The following is an 18,160-nucleotide window of genomic DNA, read 5'->3' as shown; positions in this document are numbered from 1 at the left end:
TATTACGCCCCCACAAAGTTGGTTACGTTGAGATTAAACGTGATGGACTCAAAACCACGACGCGGGGTGACAACCGCACTCAGGCCGTTATATTTTCCATCGGCGTAATCGGACTGATTCAGGCTGGTATAGTCAGCGAACGGTACTGCGTTGATGACCGCGTTCCCGGCATAAGAGCCTTTTTCATATTCCGCGTTGAACGATTCCTGCGTGAGCTGCGTATCAATTACCTGACCGAGGATTAGCCCGTAACTGATACCGGAACGGAGAGTTTTCAAAGCGCGTCGTTGCAGGCGACCAATTCCCTGCTGATCGTAATAAAGCGGGTTAACAGTAGTGTTAGAACCGTTAATCACTTCATTCGCCAGATCCAGCTCAAGGTTGATTGCACACCATGCCACCGAGTACCAGTAGTTAAACGGCATACCGTCAAGCATGTGACCGGCCACCAGCATTTTATTGCTCAGGCCACCTTCTGCCGCCGTGCCGATATAGTTGATATGGTTATCCTGCAGGGTTTTCAGCAACGTACCATTACCTGCCGGCGGATACTCCGTTACGCCATACATAAAGCGGTACGCCATCGGCGGGACCATGTTTGATGACCCCGGATCGTTTGCCAGTGAGGACTGGAACGGTGCCGCCATCGAGAACTCAGTTGCGCCAATTGACGGCGCCTCAACCCCGGCAAAGACATTCGGATATTTTCCGGATACCCATTCCTGGTACGTCGCAATCGTGGTAGTGACGAAAAATTTCACCAGCGCGCCGGGTGAAGTGTAATTGTTCGCCAGCGTTTTAAAGGTCGGTTCGGCGTCCCATTCCCTCGGCACAAGGTAAGAGAAAAATTTCTGGTATGTGTTTCCCAGAGAAGTATCTTCATCAATGAACGTACCAAGGGCCGCAACCGCAGATTTTACATTCATCTCACCCAGCTCAAGGACATAAACCGCCCGGCTGGTCCCCTGTGCCCAGTACGTGGTGTTCATCTGCTGGAGTTCTCCGGCGGCAACAGACGTTACGGTACCTGTAGCCGTTGCTGTACCGGGATCACTGTTCAGGGGATAAGTAAACGTTTTTTCGCCTGTCACCGACGCTGTATATGCCCCGTTATAAGCAGCAGGCGCAGCACCAGAAATCACAACAGGGATCGTTTCATCAATGGACCAGCCATGATTTTCTGAAAGAGTCACCGTGACGGTATTCCCGGCCCACGCAAGCGAAGAAATAGCTTTTGCTGGCGCAACGATATTTTTTAGATCGTCTTTGGACGTCAGCAACTGATAACTCCCCGCCGCCAGCGTGGTTCCCCCCGTTGATACCAGAGCGCCTGACTTTAACAACTGGGAGGGTTTCGGCGGACTGGTCACCGACACATTAATATTAACAATTGCCATTACATTATTTCTCCACGTAAATGGACGGAATTGCAGATGTGATCAGCTTACGGGCGACGTTCCTCATCCGCTGCTGGTAGTAATTAACTTTGAATTTGACCTTTTTCCGCATGGCGATAATGTTGAGCTCGTTCTGCGTGACTCGCTCATCCTGTATCACAGGAATATTCATTACGCCCATTTCGGCTTTATCGCTGAGCGTGTAGTCCTGCACATAGCGCAGAAAATCCTCAACGGCAGCATTACGCAGCCCTGTCACGGTGAGTGTCACGTCCTCAGAAACCAGTTGATACTGGTTCTGCTTCTCGTCGAGACAGAAGGCTCCGGCCACAGGGATCGGTTCTCCGCATTTCACTGTAGCGTAGGGCGGCGCAAGGTTTTGCACGGAAAGCATTGCCGGGTACATCGGCATGAAATGACTCAGAGAGAGCCAGATCGGTAATGAGTTGGAAACCACCACATCCGCAAGATCGATATCGTCGGCAGAATTAATAATCTGCGACATCATATGCGGATAAATGGCATGTCCGGTATAATGGTAAATGTTCGCTGGTTCGTTCAGCCCGGAACGGCGCGAGAAAGCAAACTGAATGCCGTAAAACTCCCCGATATAAAGCACCTCAGAACCAATATCATTAAACGGATCAATATCGGCCTGCGCGGTGAAGGTCACCACATTTTTATCGTAGAGCTGTTCTTCATCCTGGATAGATTCAGTAGTCAGGTGCAGATAGCCTTTTACCTCCTTTGTATCCGGTTCAGTATCAGGATCATCCGCAAGAACTGACGCCTTCACCCAGAAAACAAAGCCATCAAGGGGAAGCACTTTCCGGACATATTTAGTAAACGTAACAGATGCCGAACGGCTGATATCATCCAGCCCCTGCACCAGCGACGCATTGAGTTCCGTTTTAGCCTGAGAGAGTTCACTGAGGGAAGGCATTCAGCACCCCACTTACCCAGGCGCGCATTGACTCCTGAAACATACCGGTATCGATAAAAGAGGGCCGCGGTTCCCCTTTCCTGTTTTTAAAACGCTTGCTAATCCCCTCCAGTGCGCGGGCAGTAGGCACACCTTCTGTGCCGTTCATCTCCTCGTTATCAAGGAAAGCGACAAAGAGGTGATGCACCTGTGACATGGATTCCGCGAAGGGATCCGCAGGAAGCGGCGCGCCTGCGAGCATATTTTCGAGACCGGCGGCAAGGTCATTACTCATCATCTGTGCAATTTCCTCGCCGTGGCGGTCAAAGAACGTCTGCATGATCCGGTATTTCCCTTCAAGAATTTCGGCCACATCGCCAGTAGTCGTATTCTCGTTTTCATAGGGAATATCCATCACGCCCAGATGCAGTTTCACGTCAGCCCCCACAAATCGCCGTACTGCTGCGCAATTGCCAGATACCACCGACCATACGGGTCTTTGAGTTGTTGCAGATCTGCAAGAGAGAGATTTTTCAGTGCATCACTGACAACCCGCGTCTGACTGGTTGATTCGTCGGAAGAGGCGCTGATAACGCCAGCAGTAAAATTGTTGATACCCAGTTTTTCACGTACCGGACCGAAAGCGACTTCAGGACCGAAGTTAAGCAGAAAGGAGGCCGCGAGGTTATAAACAGCCTGCGAATACAGAACCGGGCTGATACAGGCGATCTGCCGGTTCACCCAGTCCAGGGACATTGACCAGGAGAGACTAACGGCCGGATCGTCATCGGCTAACGCGTCGGCATTAACTCCCATCGTATTACGGATAAACAGGATAAATCCGGCCAGTTCAGGCATGACACACCCCGCTTATTTTTTCTTTTTAGTTCCCGTGTTAACCGCCAGTGTTTCATCAACAAACGCTGTTTCGTCACGGTCATCGGTTGCGTTCAGTCGCTGCTCTGCACTGACTTCCAGCTCACCGAGATAGCCGTTTTCCTGCTCAGTGAGTGCGTTATTTGTTGCCAGTACGGAAGCCTGACGGCGATCGTGCGCTGCATGGTTCAGGTGACCATCGTTATCCCGCATGGCCTTTTCGATAACCTTCGACGACACCGGCTTATCAATGCTGTAACACAACCCGATATAAATACGGTTCTGGTCGATTTTTGTCGCATCAATCAGACCATAATCGGCGTGCTGCTGAATAATAAGGTCGATTTCGGCGCGGGTACCGTCAATGACAACGGCCTGAGAGCCTGCATTAATCGGGTGATAAACAAGACGTCCCGTCTCCGGCTTGCGCCAGGCGAAATCGTGGCGCTGTTTGGTGGTGTTGGCGATGTACAGTTTCATGTTTACTCCTGGGTAAAAAATCCCCGCGCACCCTCCGGCACGCAGGGAAATCAGCGAGGGAAAATTAATCGCTGTACTTCATCGAAATGATAGTCAGCGCTTCAGGGCGAAGTACCCAGCCAGAGGTGGAACGCAGTTCGGAAAGCACATCGATCGCCCCGCCCGCAATCGGGGTGGGAATTTCACGCGGTGCCGCCATGTCGCACAGCATCAGTGATGTGGCTTCCAGTGACGGACTCAGTCTGGCGAATTCGTTGGTGTTGATTTTCGCGTTAACATCAGGGCGCTCAACCTCCGGCATGGCGATGACGATCGCATCCGTTCCGTTTGCCCCGGCACCAATCAGCGTATCGTCATAACCCCATTCAATTTCACAATCAGCATCATCCCCCACACCATTAACGGTGCCTTTCACCGTGGAAGTACCACCGCCCGGACGCTGGTAACTGGTCAACTGAACGATCTGCTGCATTTCCATGGTACCCAGCGTGCGCTGAGGACCGAGGATAACCATGCGTGACGCCCGGCCCATTTGCATAGTTCGGGTGCGGATCGCCTGAATCTGCGCCAGCAGGAATACCGCCATTTCGCCATGATCGTAAGTAAGTACGGTAGTGTTCCCGCGGCTGTCTGCCGGCAGGCTGATAGTGGTCGCACCGTTGGTGTTCAGTACCCCCTCACCGCCCGCCGGGTTCATTCCATAGAGCAGCGCGTTACGCATTTGCTGAAAAATCGCCTGCCGGGTACCGAGTCGCTGGGCTTCCGGAAGCGCAATCCCCCAGTTCCCCGCTGCGGCCATATCGTGATGATCGTAAATGGCGCGGGCACGGAACATATATGTCGGCGTGCTGACCATTCGCGCCTCCAGTGCCACAGAGGGTAACTGGTTGGCGTTACCTGACTGGCTTGAGGTGACCTGAGTGCGAATATCCAGGCGTTTCATATAAACGTACTGGTCGCCGTCTGCCAGGCGAACCAGCGGGTTACCGCTTGCCATGACAGAAAACGCACCGGATGCCTGCTGATACGACAGGATCATTTCCGGCATGATGTACGACGGATTTACAATTTGATAAGCGGGTGTAATAGCTGGCATCTCTTAGCCTCTCCTGATTACAGCAGAATTACCGCAGCGTTTCCGCTGTCGTTCCAGGTAGCAAAACCCGTTGCCGAATCGTAAGAAACGGTTTTGCTGTTACCCATCTGCATTTCGATGATTTTTACCGGAAGGGCAACGTCCTGCACTTTTGCCGCGCCTACCGTTCCCTGCGTGGTTGCATTGCCCGCAGGCACTGAAACCGGGGTAAAGGTGAATGTGGTTGCCGTAGGAACACTGAGCACCTGAACGATGCCGTTATATGCAGCAGGAGCCGCGCCCGTAATATCCACATAAACGCCCACTTTCAGGCCGTGCGCGCTGGCAGTCGTCGCGGTCGCAAATCCCGCTAAATTTGCGGTAGGCGCAGTCCAGGTAATAGCGGTTGTAGACACATCTGCCGCCGCAGTGCTGAACACATCCAGACAATCCTCCGCAAAATTCCACACCAGCGGCTGATTAACAGAAATCCCCGCGCTGGCCAGAGAGATCACGGCATCAGAGGCTTTGACCGGAACACGCATTCCTGAGCCCAGGCGATAAAACGACACGCTCATATTGCTGAGGAGAAACGGTACCGGGGATTGCGGCGTGGTCAGGCCGTTGTGTGCCTGGTTGAACACGGAAAAGCCCACCAGTTGTGAAAGGCTGGCTGCGCGTTTGATAATGCTGCCACGTGGTGCAGAAGAGGCGCCCGGTACAAGTTCGTTAACCGGCAGTCCGCCCCACAAAGGTTTTATTTCATCACTGGCAAGGGTACCGGAAGCCAGCGCATAACGTGCCGCCGGATCGTCCAGCGCCACGCCCTGGATAAGACCATCAGATTTCGCGTAGAACGTGCCGCGCGCGTTAGTGGTCTGCATTGGATTAACTGACAATGCACTCGCCATATTTATTGTTCTCCGGTTGATTACTGTTTGATGCCAGCGACTTTGCGGCTGACGGCCTGGAACGGTGCCCATGTTGCGGACGGATCGCCGATAAAGGTACTGATACGGCGTCCGGTGGCGTCGGTGCGGATGACTTCACGTAACCCGGCGCCGGGCTCCAGACTGGATGCCGCTGATGCCTGCGCATCGGCATAGATTTTTTTCTCCGCAATACTCAGGAGCTGGCTGTCTGCGATGGCATGCAGATCCACTTCTTTATAGTCTGAAGAATATTTTTGCAGGCGAGTCATGATGCGGCGGCGGTATGGCATAGCGCGTTCTCCCGCCATCGGCTGCGGCGCGCGCTCACCAAATGAAGCAAACACGCTGTCGGCCTTACACTGGGTATCAGCGATTTCATTGCGCTCTTCATCGCTGAGTTCCTGCGGTACACGACTTTTCATTTCTTCCATGTCTGCGCGGATTTTTTCCAGTTCGGCATCCGCTTTGGCTTTTTCTTCTGCCTCCGCGTCCGCTTTGGCCTTTGCTTCAGCGTCAGCCTTCGCCTTTTCTTCCTCTTCCTTGAGACGGGCGGCATCTTCATCAGCTTTCGCCTTTTCTGCTGCTTCAGCATCTGCTTTTGCTTTTTCCTCGGCGTCGGCCTTTGCGCGGGCTTCGCGAGCGTCCAGCGCCTGGTTAATGAGTGCTAATACTTTTTCTTCATCCATTTTCTGGACCTCGTTCAAAAGTGTGTCGGATTTAACTCCCGTCGGTTCCCCCAGCTTGTCCCAGACGCCCTGCTCACAAATAGCCAGGTGGTCCAGTAAAACAGGGTTCCCCTCCAGCAGCAGCGGCTCGCCGTCGACGTTGATCAGAACGTCATCGCCGCCCGTCACCGTGGGGGATGTACTCAGTTGCCGCGTTGAAAGAATCGTGGCGGCGTCAGTGTCGTAGATGCGGGCCATTCCCCACACCTCATCACCCTGGATCCAGGCAAATGCAATCGCACCGATAGTCCTCGCGGCGTACTCCTCGCTGTTCAGCGTGTTTTTCTCCGGGTGCAGCCAGATCACCGGCAGGCCAGAGCACCGGGCGAGGAAATCATCAGTGAGGTAATTCTCGGGAGAACGGTAAGCGTATTGCCTGAACTTAGAACGCCAGGTAACACCCGTTCCGGTGATACGCAGCGCCCACAGGTACATATTTCTGAAAAACTGCGGGGATGTGAGTTGCCCGTCGGCAATAAGCCCGGCAACGTCCTTTTCATTGAGTGGTTCGGCATCAAGCATTGCCACCATACCGGGATGCAACGGTTCCGGCAGTTCATCCGGAGAAAACCAGCCACAGGCCTGATTTTCATCGTTCAGTACCGCGTCGAATTGCTCAGCATCATCTGCGAGGTAGGTAACATAGCCATCAATCAGGGTATGAGGCGTCAGCGGTGCGGAATAATCAAACCCGCATTCTTCCAGCACTTCACGCTTTGCCGCGGCTTCAGGCGTCTCCCCCTCTTCGAGTTTTCCGCCCGGTACCGTCCACGAACCATCATCCCCACGCTTAACCAGAAATATTTTCCCGCCAGACTTAAACAGGATCCCGGCAGCGTAGGTGTTCACTTATCCTCCGTTTCTGAAGCCTTCAAAATTTGCTGTTCGGCGACCGACTGACATATTCCCCTCAGTAAATTTTCGCCATTTCTCGGTTTTCATTTCATCCGGCAGACTACGCACGTTGTAGATGTATGTCAGGTAACAACGACAAAATACCTCTTCGCCCGGTTGAGTGATTTCATCGAGATAGCCAGCCGGCCCCGCCTTCATAAATCCTTTCTTCAACGCCCAGTTACCGCGTATCGCATAGGTTTTCAGGTCGCGGTCTTTGTGTGGTTCCCGATAGTCATAATGGGGCTGGCGCCAGTGGCTGTGCCACACCGCCGCAATCGCCCCGCCATCGGTCGCAATGATGTTATCGATATTGGCAATCAGCTTATGTGTCTGGTCCACCATCACGCGGCGCCGTTCAAAATCAATCTGCCGCGCTAATTTGGCGATATGCTGGCTTGTGGCAACCACGCCAGAACGCGATGAAGCGGATAAACCGGGACTTATCGATGTAATGGGAGGAATGCTGGTTGCCCAGCCACTGAAACGCTGAATTGTCCGGTCAACAGCTTGTGTACGGTTCAGCTTTATCAGGTCGGCAGAAGCCATAATCCGCCTGTCCAGCTCTGCCCGCAGTTTTGGTTCAAGATAATTCAGTGTGAAACGGCTGACGCCAGGATGACGCTTAAGCGCCCTCTCCCGGCCAACTTCCAGATCGTAAGCAGCAGTCAGACGCCGGGACACATATCTGTAAAAATCATCGCCGCCGATTTTATCCTCAGTGGCATTACGCAGGCGCTCAGTCCACATAATCAGACTTTCTTCACTGCTGTAACCATGTTCCAGAAAGAATTTAATCGCGTCACGCAGCTCTTTCAGAAAGGAGTTCATCAAAATTCCCCTCACCAGGCGGTGTTACATCCGGCGGATTTTGTTCAAGCTGCTCGTAATCCAGTTCCAGACGATCCGCAAACAGGTTTTCGTTCATATTGGCGTTCTCACAGGCCCATTTAATGAGTGTCGCCCTGTTTTGCGGGTCTTTGGTGAGTTGTGGCAACAGCACAGTCAACATCTCAGTAATCGCCTTAAAGCGTGTTTCATCGACTTTAACTTTTTCGCTTTCAGGCTCTTTCAGCGATGACGGCCAGACGTAATCAAAGTTGTTCACCCAGGAACTGAAAGCCGCCTCCCAACTGATGCTTTTGTATTCCGGCAAATCGTTTTTCAGCGCCTCGAAAAACTCAGGCGACCACGCCCGGTACTGAACGATGCGAACGAAAAAATCATACAGCGGCTGTAAATCTTTGCGCACATCGTCGATATACTGGGCGACCGCTTTTGCGTCCTCTGTTCCTTCACCAAATCCGCGCGTAAACGTCTCGCTGTTGAGCAGAATCGCGGGCATGTCTGCCGCCGTCGCGATATTCGCCAGAATGTGATTACGGGCGGTATCAAGCGGTTTTTCCAGATTCTGCATGTCGAGAGATTCAATTTTGTCGTGTTCCCCTACCTGCAATACATCACCATTGCCACCGCGTTTCAGCATCCAGCGCTTAATGCCGGACATTTTCTGCATCATGTTATTGACGATAGAGCTGGCCTGTTTGATGAACGCCACCAGCAACCCGGCTTTAATCGTCACCATGTCGTCAGCGCGCATGGACTGAATAAATGATTTCAGCGGATACAGCGCACGCTGATAAACGCTGCGCCCGGCAAAGCCGAAGGATGACGGCGTGTAGGCCAGATAAATCGGATCCTCGTTCATCATCACACAGCACCGGCTATGGTGATATGGCTTACTGGCGACTGTTACATTCCCGACCTTTTGAAAGTCTGCGGAATTTGGATCCTGATTCATCACAATTGAGCCAGCAGTATTCATCGGGTCCAGCACGTTAAAAGTGATGGACTTTTTATACAGCGACTCAAACTCAGCAGCTTCGTTCGTTGGCTCTCCGTCGACAAGCATCACCACAGCGCCAACACCGTAAATTCGGGACTGGCGCGCTGTATTGGCAATGATGCGATCGGCTTTAATCGCTTTCCACTCGCGCTCGAAAGCTTCACGCAGGCGCCTTTCAGGTCCACGAGTAACATGTACAGTTCGCGGTTCCGACATCGCCAGTTTTATCGGGCGGTCGACCATCTTTCCGCCCAGCGGATGAAACAAATAAATCAGCTTGCAGAGCTCATAACCCGCCTGCGCGCCGGGTTCAATGCTCCCGCCCTCCAGAATCTTGCTGAGGACGCCAGCATTGCTGCCCATGCAAATATCGTCGTCGTCCTGCATCAGAACCCCTCTCCGTTACCAAGACCAAGCGCGACGCCGTAGTTAAAGCAGTCAAACAGATCGTCGTCCAGGTTTTCTTCACCAATGATGAACTGGAGTACCTGCGTCAGAAGATGGTTTTTCTTCGACTGTTTGTACTCAACGATTTTGTCAAAGGCGTATTTAGAAATGCGTACCTTCCCGGACGCCACATAACCAGAAATGTTGATGGCGCGGGATTCTTTGGGAAGTGACGTTAACTCACTGTCGACAGGGTGGACGTTCCAGCCCTCGTTAGCGTCCTGCTGTAACAGGGTGATGCCGGTTGCCTTATCCTCAATAAACAGGCCTGTGGTCCCCATACGGGCGCGGCAGATTTCGCTAAGGTGTTTAGCTTTACCTTCCCACTGCGGCACAACGTCTTTCAGGAAATACCCGTCAATCTGGATAATGTCCCAGTCCAGAATGATAAGGTGTGGCGACGGCAGGTTATCGAGCGCAAACCAGATACACGCGGATCCGTCGTTCTGGAGTTTTCCCTTTTGCGCACAGTCAACGACACCATAAACCGTATCGCAGGAAAACGGATAATCAACAGGCGCGCCGTTCTCCAGCAACCAGTCGAGCTTGAAAAAGTTCTGCCCGCGCCAGTCCACGAATTCAGCGTTGTATTCCTGCTGAACCACCAGCGGAGGGCGACCGTCGATAATTCGGGCCAGCGCCGCCGGATTAATTGTCGGGTTAGCCGCAGTCGGCGCATGATGTTCCTCCCAGCCCATCGATTTATCATTACAGGCCTGATAGAAAAAATTCTCGTCATCAACGCCTTTCGGCGTACCGGCCATCACCGCATCGCCGTCAAAGTCGAGCAGCGTCGGCTCAATGGCCTGTTCCCAGATATCCCTCATGCCCTTTTTGACGAGACTGCCCTCATCAATAATGACTTTGTGATATTTTCGGGAGCGCCCGGCATCGGGATTATCCAGCGTCCAGAACTCAACCAGACCGCCGCCAATCAGTTCAATAATCGAATCGGTCTTACTGGAACTAATCGTGATCGGCTTTAACAGGTCACGGATGGTCTTAAACGACGGCAACAGGATTTTATAAGACGGAGCAAACCAGCCTACGCGCATCTGGCGAGCCGCCCAGTTTCCGCCAGCCTGCTCCAGCATCGTGGTTTTACCGAAGCGGCGCCCGGCGCGAATGACTTTTCGTTTTGCAGGTGAACGGTAAATTTTCTTCTGCCCTGCATGGAACGGCAGGAACTCAATAACGTGTTCAGTCGCCATCAGGAGAATTCACCAGTTTAATGACCACTGTCGGCTCGTCGTCTTTGCCCTTGCCTTTACGCTTAAGCTCAACTTCCTGTTCCAGACGTTCGGCTTCGGCGGTGCGTTTTCGGATTTCCAGATCCAGCAGCCGTTGCGCCAGTTCGGATTCAGCCAGCCCCAGGCGCCGCATAATCGCTTCAAACATTTTTTCGCGACTGATGGTCGATATCTCGATACCGCCCTTCACCAGTTTCGTACCGGAATAAGCAAGGCGGGCTATCGGGGACAATTTGGTGGTATCAGCGAAATGAGGTCGTCCTACACCATCACCATTACATCGGGGACAATCAGGGTTAGGCTCGCGGTTGTGGTTGTAGCCGTATCCACCAGCATCGTCCGGTTCTTTCGCGCCCTCTTTTCCTGCGACTTTTTCCTTTTGCTCAGTGAACTCGACCACATCACGCCACTGATAGTGATAGCCAAATCCCCAGCAGTAACGACAACATCCACGGCGATATTGCGAGATTTCGTTAGCGTCGAACGTAGCGAGCTGCCACATCTTTTCGAGTACTTCATCTGCACTCGCCAAAGTGCGCACCAGTGAATCTCTTTGCTGCTGCGCAATTTCCTGCGCAACGTGAGGTACTGTGAGGAGCTGTCTTCCGTAACTTGCATCACTGTAACCAGCACGTTCGGCTGCGGCTGTTGCGTTCTGGTCTATGAGGTATTCAGCGACAAAGCGTTTTTGTTGGGGAGTGAGTTCACTATTAAGAAGTTTTTCTGCGCTTTTTTTTGCCTGCGCAGTGCGCATTTTTTTCTGCGCATTTTTTTGCGCACTTTGCGCAGTCGGTTTCTTGATGTAACGGCGGGCAGTAGCGTAATTCAGTCCCTGCGCTTCACACCAGTCTTTGGGGGAAATACCGGATTTAGCATGCTCGGCGAGGAACTGGTGTTGCAGTGCTCCCCAGTCCGGTTTTGCCATATCTGATCACCTGCCTGTTTGTCATTATCGCAGACACTCAGGGAATGCCTGCTGTAATGCCTTATCCCTTCAGAAATTCTTCAGTCTTAGTCACGATCTGACTTTCCAGCAGCTCTGCATGTGAACTGGTCACAATGGCTTGATGATGTGGGTGCACATTTTCAACCAGCCATTTCATCAGTGGCTTAGCAGCTTCCTGAAATGTGTCGTCGCTCTCATAAATCGGTGTACATTTAAATTCATGGATTCGGCTGATGTGAACGGAACGAGTTTGAAGTGAACCAGGATCACAACACAGGGTGATAAACTCTTCCCCATTAATCACAGCTTTTCGCAGGTCGAACTGGGTGTTTGAGTACCCTGTTAAAAATGGGCTCCTTTCTTCAATGGGGAGAATTCCATTGATTACAGAAGCAGTAACCTTTGGTTCCTCAAATAATTCAACCTTCCAGTATTTAATCAACTTAATTTCCATTACTGTTCCCCGTTACTTTGTCGTAGGTGCGCTCGCAGGTACTTCCGGCGACATAACGCTCATCAGCCTCTTTTGCGAACTTTCCCGCCAGATCGTCAGCTTCGCCAAGCAACTGGGCGAGCAGTATTCCGGTCTCGGCTTTTGCCTGGCTTGCTGCGGCAAGAGCGGAAAGCCTGCCGGTTTCACTTCCTGCGAGCTGCCGTTGTACTGTTGCGAGCTGCTGTTGCAGCCCACCGCGAGCACGCTCAGCAGCATCAGCATCGGCCTGTATTTTTGCCAGTTCTTCATCAGCTCTTTTCCGTTCTTCATCTGCGGCGTGCTGGCGACGCTGCTCTTTCGCTCTTTCGGCTACTTCACGCTGTAATGCGGTGGTCGCATCAGTAAGGTCTCGTTGCGCCCACTGGAATTTCCAGGATGTATCCGCCTTCTGATAACCTCGTGAATAACACCAGTACGCACCAGCACATAACAAAAAAGCCACCAGCAGTATTTCTGCTAATGGCTTCCAGAATTTTTTAAGCAATACAGGTAACAGATTCATACCAGCACCGATTTTGCTTTTTCAAAGCGCTCTCGCCTGTCACCGATGCCGTTCTGCCCTCCGTTAATGATCTGCGTAACGCGTACCAGGTCGCCGGAGTATTTCAGACACCCTCCAGTCACAAAAAACCACGCTGCGGAACGGGCGGCATGACGATCCAGCTCAAGCTGTCCCGGATTCGCCACCAGATCCAGTTTCAGGGCAACGCCGCATCTGGTGTAATTCTCCAGCCCGGTAATCTGGATAAGCCCACGCCCGCGATACTTCCAGCCATCTCCGGCGTCTTTGTTACCCATGCGGCTACCGTAAACCAGATTTGCTATTTGCGGCTGGTGGGCCACCTGCTTACCATCGACACGCTCCAGCATTTCACACTGATACGGCGTCAGGCGTTTACCAAACGTCTTCTTCAGCGCCTCCACTGAATAATTGAAGCTTTCCTTCAGAACAGTAAATCCTGCTGATTCATGTCCCGCTTGTGCAATAAACATGGCCTGATCCAGTGGCGCAGTAATACCGAATTCGCTCATTACCGCCGTAATATGTGGATACCAGCGTGCGGCCAGTTCGGCGCTGATACCAGCCGCCTGCTGAAATTGAGACTCGTTCATGATTAAACCTTGTTATTATCCCCACCGATACGACCACTGATAAACTTCATTGCAAAGCCGCGGATCGCATCCACGCCGATAAGGCCGACGCCGCCACCAATCGCAACAGACAGGGACTTGGGCCAGCCGAAATATTCCAGCGCAGATGAGAAGGTCAACGTCAGGGCGCCGCAAAGCAGAATTTCGAGTGTCTTTTTCTTCCAGCCACCACTACCGCCAAAGTACGCAATACGCAGGCCTGCCATAAATAACGACATCAGAACAGCGCCCAGCGGCGTATCTCCTCGCCACCAGCTCTGGAACAGCTCCAGCCAGCCCTGCCAGGAATGGGGATCGTTGTGCATTTTCATAAGCCTCACCTCCGATAGCTCGGATGGCGCAGTGTGAAGTAGGAAGGCCGCCCGGTGGATTAACGACAAAACTCAGAGGGATTATTCCGGACGGCACAAACAGAAAAGCCCCGGCAATCACCGAGGCTTAAATTGTTGCCGGTTACCGCTCCGGCGCGATCAGCAAAAGCTATCGCGGTATCAGATTGTGGTCCTGCCCGTGTGAGCTTTGCGGTCGGCTGGAACATGTAGACTCCGCATCACTCCCCGCACTTTGTCTTATTGGCGTCGGGAATCCATAAAAGAAAACCCCGCCGAGGCGAGGTTCTTAATTCTTGTAACGTCACAGGCGTAATAACCCATCGTTGGAATCAGGTTAGCCATTTTCCGTTAATTTTGCAATAGCTAAATTATTTTGGTCATCGAGTCACGTTTCCCAGAACCTTTTCTGCATACGACTCCTCAATATGGCAATGCTCCACCAGTCGATCGAAAAACAGTTTATAGTTGTACCGCCATACCATTTCCGTTACTCCTAGTGCTTTAAAAATCTCGGTATCTTTGAGACGTGGGTAGCCTCTTCCCTTGAATCTTGGGCATTTTTTATAAACCGGCACGCCCTGCAACTCAGATTTTTTCTTATCGAGAATTTCTCCGCGTCCCCGGCAACGACATTCATTTTTCACATGGCCTTTGCCATCACACGCCTTACACACTACACGCACCTGCTCACGAACTGATTTCCACACCTCCCAGTCGGACGGAGAAATACCTTTCGTATCTTTTACCCATTTTGGTGGCTTACCATCCGGGTAAGTAACCTTGTTCGTGAAAACCTCAGCATCAATTAATTTAGCACCATGACAGCTACTGCACGTCACCAAGCTGGCCGCACTGAGGGAATAATCGCGAAATACATAACGCGCCATAGTGTCGAGAAATTTTGAGCGCTTACCCTTTTCCATTTTCCGTAATGCCCCATGCCGTTCTGCACGCTGCTCTGCTAATTGCCTGATGTAGGCGATGATATTTTCAGAAGATAAAACCCCGGCTTTTGCCAGATACAATTCAATACCCACTGCGGCTTTTGCAGTAAGTAGCCCGAGAGATGCCATTACGTCAGTAATAGTCAGCGTATCAGACGTTATTCCGCATGGTACTGCGCCGGGCATCATGGATTTAGGTGAAAAATATTTCGGTAAGGACTCAAGATTCATTTCGATGCTCCCGTTTTGCTTCAATGCGGACGTAATTACGAAGAATGCGGTATGCCACAGGAAAAGATCCCCGGTATCGATAAATTCGGAGACGCAACCAGCGCATGCGGAGTATCTCGATCAGTTCTGGTTTCATGCGGCCTCCAGCTTTTTTAGCGCACGCAGATCCGACAGTGCCGCGAGCCTGATTTCCTTCAGCTCCTCGCCCGTCCAGCGGTGCGGGGTGTTATTGTTCTCGAGTGCCAGCACCGCCGCCTCACCGTAACGCTCAACCAGCGCGGCACGATATGCTTCGATGTTCCCTGATTTGTAGACGTTGCAGACATCACACTGAAGATGGATGTTGAAGCGAGTGAAGCGCAGATGCCCGGCGGCGGCCGTACTCCTGTAATGGCCTGCATGCCATGCGAATGCCGTCTTCGTTCCACAGGAGATGCAACCGAGTCCTTCTGCCAGTTCGGTTTCGCGGCAAATGTCATTTACGGCGCGCTGCGTCAAGTCAATCCAGTGTTTCAGCGGCTTAACCGCGGCTTTCCGCTGGCGCCAGGCGGCGCGTTCTTTTTTCTCAGCGGCGCGCTGAAGGGATTGCGCCTTACGTTGCGCGGCTTCGCGAGCTTTTCTGGTCTGTTCTTTGCCGACGGTGCTGGCGCACTGGTACGAGCAAACGATCTGCCCCTCGCGTATCGGGTGAAACCACTGGCGGCATTCTTTGTTTGCGCACTTACGGCGCGGTAATTTAGCCATGTTCACCCCCAGACCTTTTGGCGTAAGGATTTTGGCGTCCGCACCCGGTGTGCATATTCTGGTAATTTCGCGCTGACAGTCCAGGTAATGAAGTCAGGGTTCAGGCTCTTTTCTGTCCTTACGCCCCGCTTCTGATAATCCGATATCAGCGTGTCGGCCTGCTCGGTTGTGCAGTCGTGATGATGGAACCAGGAGTATTTCATCGCCATCACCCCGCCCAGCTCATGAGCTGGGCGGCGGCGTTCTCCGCCTCGCGCTGAGTACGAAATGTACGTGATAAAATCCACCGCCAGAGCACATCAAGCGCGGATTTATACAACTGCTGAAATTCGACCTCATCCATGCTGGAAAAAGCGATGCTGCGGGGATGTTTGCGAAGGGTGCCGTCCGGTAACTGGATGGCGTCATAGTGACCAGCCTCAACCGTCACCCATGCGCGGTATGCATCGAAAGATTTACAGAGGCTAATTCCGTTTGTTACCCGGCGGTTTGCAATCTGTTCCAGATACTGTTCAGCCGCATCCAGTAATGCGCTTTCATTCCCGCCATATGCAGCGAGAAACTTTGCATAACCGTTTACCAGTTTGCGCTCATTGGCAGAAATGGCGCCGCCGGTGGGTTCCCAGTATTCAAACCCAAGATTAAGCAACGCGAAAAAGCGGCGATGGAATGCAGGATTCCTCACCTGACGGAACTCAGCCACCAGCACGGCGCCGAGTTTGATTTTTGATTGCAGAATATCACTGGTCTCCGGCGTTGCGGGGATCAGAATTCCAGATGACTGCTTGATGAGTTGTAATTCGTGCGCCATGGCGTTCTCCGTGGCGCAGCAGGTGCAGGTTGTTCAGGCCTACATTTGAAGTGTATCAAAGCAACGGGTAATTCGATAGCCTGCCTTTTCTAACATTTGCGTAAATAATGTTGGAGTTCCAACTATGTCATCAGGGTGAAGGGGAACAAAAGATATCTCGTCACCACGACGATACATCAGGGCGCGTCCGCTATCCGGAATACTACCGAACCTTGCCACTACACAATGATCGTAACAACGTATAACCGCATACCCTGATTCTGGTAAGTCTTCTAACATGTAACCCCCCGTCACACTGACTTTATTTCTGGAAACGTCTGCGACTCCACGATGCTTAATATGCATAAAACCAGTCGTCAGCGCTTTCCCACGTTTCCTGCAGAATGCTCTGTATACGTTTTTTATCGCCATCAGCAGCACCGACGATACTCAGGCCATCCTGACTGCCTCGACGGATGGTTAAGTTGCAGTTTTCATACTGATTCTGGAGACGGGTAATTAATTCTTTTTCAAGTGCAGGAACGGCACCTTCCGGAAGCTGTTTTGTCCGGCTGATAACAAGTTCAATTCTCATAATTCCCTCTACATTTAACTACTGTATATAAACACAGTATACCTGTTAGAAAGAATATTCAAGAGGTGAATAGCACTTTTTGCAAAAGCTAGCATGTTGTTTCATATCAGATTTTAGGCGAAAAAACCCGCCGCAGCGGGTTATGACGCAACACTTCATGCCGGAGTTTTCCGATCCGTCTTGTTGTGAACCTCCCAGAGACTAATGCCGCAACTGAACACAAACTCAGCCAGATAATTTAAACCGGACCATTCCCGGATGCCGCCGCGCGCCGCTTCCACAAATACAGCGATATCCTGATCACGCCACACTCCAAACAGGCGCCAGCCGCCACTGTCAGTCTTAACGGCTGCTATACGCGTCAGAACACCAGTCTGGTACAGGTCAGTGAACGCAGGTTTCTTCCTGGTTATTATTCGCATATCTACAAACCTAAGAAATGTTGATTACAAATCACTGATTCGTATTTTTTGATTTTGCACTAATGCCGATCACAGGACCGGCATATAGGTGTTTCACGATTTACCTCCGTTGAGCATGGCAGCGCGACAAGCGTTCCAAATTTCTTGCGCATCGTCGTCGTTGAAAAGCGCATCAGAATGTGAAGCCATCAGGTCGCGTATTTCTTCCGGACATTCTTCCGGCACTACCGGCACTGGCTGCTCTTTGATATGCAGTCGTGGCTCGCCGTCTTTCGGTTCAGGCCATTCGCGCTTCTTGTTCACCGCCAGCTTTTCCACCATCGCCAGGGCAATCTGCTCGTCAGTAATACCAGCGCGGCGTTGTGCATCCCATAACAGGAATTGCATATCAGCCCATTCGCTCAGGTCGCCAAGTTCTGCGGCAGTTTCCAATGCTTCTTTTGAGAGGTGCTTCAGTGGACCGATGGGGCCAACATCGCCGAATGTGGCATCAGACCAGTCAGCATGTTCATGGCGAACTTGTTCTCGTTCCAGCGATGCCAGCGCACGCTTCAGCACAATAAGAATTTTGGCGTCGTCATCGCTCAGGCCAAACGGAATATCATCGCGAGTGTTTTCAAATTCAGCGATGGTTTGCTGTAGCCATTCTTTGGTAATAGTGGTCATG

General features: G+C 52.0%; 23 protein-coding genes. All 23 read right to left on the bottom strand.

The window, feature by feature from the left end; translation table 11 throughout:
- Window positions 1–2 precede the first annotated feature (2 nt).
- The 23 genes from N7E69_RS17240 to N7E69_RS17130 all read right to left on the bottom strand — a co-directional run bounded on the left by N7E69_RS17240 (window position 3) and on the right by N7E69_RS17130 (window position 18,159).
- Entirely contained in the window at window positions 3–1,397 is a 1,395-nt protein-coding gene (locus tag N7E69_RS17240; protein ID WP_001018952.1) for a hypothetical protein, read from the bottom strand.
- 4 nt (window positions 1,398–1,401) lie between these two features.
- A complete protein-coding gene (locus tag N7E69_RS17235) occupies window positions 1,402–2,340 on the bottom strand; it encodes a hypothetical protein (RefSeq protein WP_001139602.1) in 939 nt (312 codons plus the stop codon).
- A complete protein-coding gene (locus N7E69_RS17230; RefSeq protein ID WP_000766225.1) occupies window positions 2,324–2,755 on the bottom strand; it encodes a hypothetical protein in 432 nt (143 codons plus the stop codon). Before N7E69_RS17230 ends, N7E69_RS17235 begins: the two co-directional genes overlap by 17 nt.
- Window positions 2,752–3,177: a hypothetical protein gene (locus N7E69_RS17225; protein ID WP_001114360.1), complete on the bottom strand. Its 426-nt coding sequence runs from the start codon at window positions 3,175–3,177 to the stop codon at window positions 2,752–2,754. Before N7E69_RS17225 ends, N7E69_RS17230 begins: the two co-directional genes overlap by 4 nt.
- Before the next feature lie 12 nt (window positions 3,178–3,189).
- Window positions 3,190–3,675, bottom strand: coding sequence for a hypothetical protein (locus N7E69_RS17220; protein ID WP_000780866.1), 486 nt, complete (start codon window positions 3,673–3,675; stop codon window positions 3,190–3,192).
- Between the two features lie 64 nt (window positions 3,676–3,739).
- On the bottom strand, window positions 3,740–4,771 hold the full coding sequence (locus N7E69_RS17215) for a major capsid family protein (RefSeq protein WP_001110971.1): 1,032 nt from the start codon (window positions 4,769–4,771) through the stop codon (window positions 3,740–3,742).
- A gap of 17 nt (window positions 4,772–4,788) precedes the next feature.
- The gene (locus tag N7E69_RS17210) at window positions 4,789–5,661 is read right to left on the bottom strand and encodes a hypothetical protein (RefSeq protein WP_001574105.1); all 873 of its coding nucleotides are present in this window, start codon (window positions 5,659–5,661) and stop codon (window positions 4,789–4,791) included.
- Between the two features lie 20 nt (window positions 5,662–5,681).
- Window positions 5,682–7,256, bottom strand: coding sequence for an NUDIX hydrolase (locus N7E69_RS17205; protein WP_001099363.1), 1,575 nt, complete (start codon window positions 7,254–7,256; stop codon window positions 5,682–5,684).
- Entirely contained in the window at window positions 7,257–8,132 is an 876-nt protein-coding gene (locus tag N7E69_RS17200) for a hypothetical protein (RefSeq protein WP_001084016.1), read from the bottom strand.
- Window positions 8,104–9,534 (bottom strand): anti-CBASS protein Acb1 family protein, encoded by a 1,431-nt coding sequence (locus N7E69_RS17195; protein WP_001150142.1) that lies wholly within the window; start codon window positions 9,532–9,534, stop codon window positions 8,104–8,106. Before N7E69_RS17195 ends, N7E69_RS17200 begins: the two co-directional genes overlap by 29 nt.
- Window positions 9,534–10,805: a hypothetical protein gene (locus tag N7E69_RS17190; protein ID WP_000179870.1), complete on the bottom strand. Its 1,272-nt coding sequence runs from the start codon at window positions 10,803–10,805 to the stop codon at window positions 9,534–9,536. Before N7E69_RS17190 ends, N7E69_RS17195 begins: the two co-directional genes overlap by 1 nt.
- A complete protein-coding gene (locus N7E69_RS17185) occupies window positions 10,795–11,769 on the bottom strand; it encodes a terminase small subunit (protein WP_001118137.1) in 975 nt (324 codons plus the stop codon). Before N7E69_RS17185 ends, N7E69_RS17190 begins: the two co-directional genes overlap by 11 nt.
- A gap of 61 nt (window positions 11,770–11,830) precedes the next feature.
- The gene (locus N7E69_RS17180) at window positions 11,831–12,244 is read right to left on the bottom strand and encodes a hypothetical protein (RefSeq protein WP_000403520.1); all 414 of its coding nucleotides are present in this window, start codon (window positions 12,242–12,244) and stop codon (window positions 11,831–11,833) included.
- Window positions 12,234–12,785 (bottom strand): DUF2514 family protein, encoded by a 552-nt coding sequence (locus N7E69_RS17175; protein WP_001050813.1) that lies wholly within the window; start codon window positions 12,783–12,785, stop codon window positions 12,234–12,236. The genes N7E69_RS17180 and N7E69_RS17175 overlap by 11 nt, the downstream gene beginning before the upstream one ends.
- Window positions 12,782–13,396 carry a glycoside hydrolase family 19 protein gene (locus tag N7E69_RS17170; RefSeq protein ID WP_001005899.1) on the bottom strand — a complete coding sequence of 205 codons (615 nt, stop codon included), beginning with the start codon at window positions 13,394–13,396 and terminating at the stop codon, window positions 12,782–12,784. Before N7E69_RS17170 ends, N7E69_RS17175 begins: the two co-directional genes overlap by 4 nt.
- 2 nt (window positions 13,397–13,398) lie before the next feature.
- Window positions 13,399–13,740, bottom strand: coding sequence for a phage holin, lambda family (locus N7E69_RS17165; RefSeq protein ID WP_162096904.1), 342 nt, complete (start codon window positions 13,738–13,740; stop codon window positions 13,399–13,401).
- A 404-nt stretch (window positions 13,741–14,144) separates the two neighbouring features.
- The gene (locus N7E69_RS17160) at window positions 14,145–14,942 is read right to left on the bottom strand and encodes an antitermination protein (protein ID WP_001047633.1); all 798 of its coding nucleotides are present in this window, start codon (window positions 14,940–14,942) and stop codon (window positions 14,145–14,147) included.
- A complete protein-coding gene (locus N7E69_RS17155) occupies window positions 14,932–15,078 on the bottom strand; it encodes a YlcG family protein (protein WP_001617856.1) in 147 nt (48 codons plus the stop codon). Before N7E69_RS17155 ends, N7E69_RS17160 begins: the two co-directional genes overlap by 11 nt.
- The gene (locus N7E69_RS17150) at window positions 15,075–15,686 is read right to left on the bottom strand and encodes a recombination protein NinG (RefSeq protein ID WP_001096559.1); all 612 of its coding nucleotides are present in this window, start codon (window positions 15,684–15,686) and stop codon (window positions 15,075–15,077) included. The genes N7E69_RS17155 and N7E69_RS17150 overlap by 4 nt, the downstream gene beginning before the upstream one ends.
- 2 nt (window positions 15,687–15,688) lie before the next feature.
- On the bottom strand, window positions 15,689–15,895 hold the full coding sequence (locus tag N7E69_RS17145; RefSeq protein WP_001241019.1) for a hypothetical protein: 207 nt from the start codon (window positions 15,893–15,895) through the stop codon (window positions 15,689–15,691).
- Window positions 15,895–16,497: a DUF1367 family protein gene (locus N7E69_RS17140; RefSeq protein WP_000929791.1), complete on the bottom strand. Its 603-nt coding sequence runs from the start codon at window positions 16,495–16,497 to the stop codon at window positions 15,895–15,897. The genes N7E69_RS17145 and N7E69_RS17140 overlap by 1 nt, the downstream gene beginning before the upstream one ends.
- Before the next feature lie 334 nt (window positions 16,498–16,831).
- Window positions 16,832–17,071, bottom strand: a complete 240-nt coding sequence (locus N7E69_RS17135; RefSeq protein ID WP_001217670.1) for a DinI family protein — start codon at window positions 17,069–17,071, stop codon at window positions 16,832–16,834.
- A gap of 515 nt (window positions 17,072–17,586) precedes the next feature.
- Complete coding sequence (locus tag N7E69_RS17130; RefSeq protein WP_000208074.1) at window positions 17,587–18,159, bottom strand: DUF550 domain-containing protein; 573 nt, start codon at window positions 18,157–18,159, stop codon at window positions 17,587–17,589.
- Window position 18,160: the final 1 nt, after the last annotated feature.

The organism is Salmonella sp. 3C (assembly GCF_025426275.1).
GTDB classification, from domain to species: domain Bacteria; phylum Pseudomonadota; class Gammaproteobacteria; order Enterobacterales; family Enterobacteriaceae; genus Salmonella; species Salmonella enterica.
Note: the sequence above shows the minus strand (reverse complement) of the source record. Positions and strands in the feature narration are given on the sequence as shown.

Excerpts from the sequence above, each read along its gene's own strand:
- N7E69_RS17240 (WP_001018952.1), bottom strand. The coding sequence starts at position 1,397 with ATGGCAATTGTTAATATTAATGTGTCGGTGACCAGTCCGCCGAAACCC.
- N7E69_RS17235 (WP_001139602.1), bottom strand. The coding sequence starts at position 2,340 with ATGCCTTCCCTCAGTGAACTCTCTCAGGCTAAAACGGAACTCAATGCG.
- N7E69_RS17225 (WP_001114360.1), bottom strand. The coding sequence starts at position 3,177 with ATGCCTGAACTGGCCGGATTTATCCTGTTTATCCGTAATACGATGGGA.
- N7E69_RS17220 (WP_000780866.1), bottom strand. The coding sequence starts at position 3,675 with ATGAAACTGTACATCGCCAACACCACCAAACAGCGCCACGATTTCGCC.
- N7E69_RS17215 (WP_001110971.1), bottom strand. The coding sequence starts at position 4,771 with ATGCCAGCTATTACACCCGCTTATCAAATTGTAAATCCGTCGTACATC.
- N7E69_RS17210 (WP_001574105.1), bottom strand. The coding sequence starts at position 5,661 with ATGGCGAGTGCATTGTCAGTTAATCCAATGCAGACCACTAACGCGCGC.
- N7E69_RS17200 (WP_001084016.1), bottom strand. The coding sequence starts at position 8,132 with ATGAACTCCTTTCTGAAAGAGCTGCGTGACGCGATTAAATTCTTTCTG.
- N7E69_RS17195 (WP_001150142.1), bottom strand. The coding sequence starts at position 9,534 with ATGCAGGACGACGACGATATTTGCATGGGCAGCAATGCTGGCGTCCTC.
- N7E69_RS17190 (WP_000179870.1), bottom strand. The coding sequence starts at position 10,805 with ATGGCGACTGAACACGTTATTGAGTTCCTGCCGTTCCATGCAGGGCAG.
- N7E69_RS17185 (WP_001118137.1), bottom strand. The coding sequence starts at position 11,769 with ATGGCAAAACCGGACTGGGGAGCACTGCAACACCAGTTCCTCGCCGAG.
- N7E69_RS17180 (WP_000403520.1), bottom strand. The coding sequence starts at position 12,244 with ATGGAAATTAAGTTGATTAAATACTGGAAGGTTGAATTATTTGAGGAA.
- N7E69_RS17175 (WP_001050813.1), bottom strand. The coding sequence starts at position 12,785 with ATGAATCTGTTACCTGTATTGCTTAAAAAATTCTGGAAGCCATTAGCA.
- N7E69_RS17170 (WP_001005899.1), bottom strand. The coding sequence starts at position 13,396 with ATGAACGAGTCTCAATTTCAGCAGGCGGCTGGTATCAGCGCCGAACTG.
- N7E69_RS17165 (WP_162096904.1), bottom strand. The coding sequence starts at position 13,740 with ATGCACAACGATCCCCATTCCTGGCAGGGCTGGCTGGAGCTGTTCCAG.
- N7E69_RS17160 (WP_001047633.1), bottom strand. The coding sequence starts at position 14,942 with ATGAATCTTGAGTCCTTACCGAAATATTTTTCACCTAAATCCATGATG.
- N7E69_RS17155 (WP_001617856.1), bottom strand. The coding sequence starts at position 15,078 with ATGAAACCAGAACTGATCGAGATACTCCGCATGCGCTGGTTGCGTCTC.
- N7E69_RS17150 (WP_001096559.1), bottom strand. The coding sequence starts at position 15,686 with ATGGCTAAATTACCGCGCCGTAAGTGCGCAAACAAAGAATGCCGCCAG.
- N7E69_RS17145 (WP_001241019.1), bottom strand. The coding sequence starts at position 15,895 with ATGGCGATGAAATACTCCTGGTTCCATCATCACGACTGCACAACCGAG.
- N7E69_RS17140 (WP_000929791.1), bottom strand. The coding sequence starts at position 16,497 with ATGGCGCACGAATTACAACTCATCAAGCAGTCATCTGGAATTCTGATC.
- N7E69_RS17135 (WP_001217670.1), bottom strand. The coding sequence starts at position 17,071 with ATGAGAATTGAACTTGTTATCAGCCGGACAAAACAGCTTCCGGAAGGT.
- N7E69_RS17130 (WP_000208074.1), bottom strand. The coding sequence starts at position 18,159 with ATGACCACTATTACCAAAGAATGGCTACAGCAAACCATCGCTGAATTT.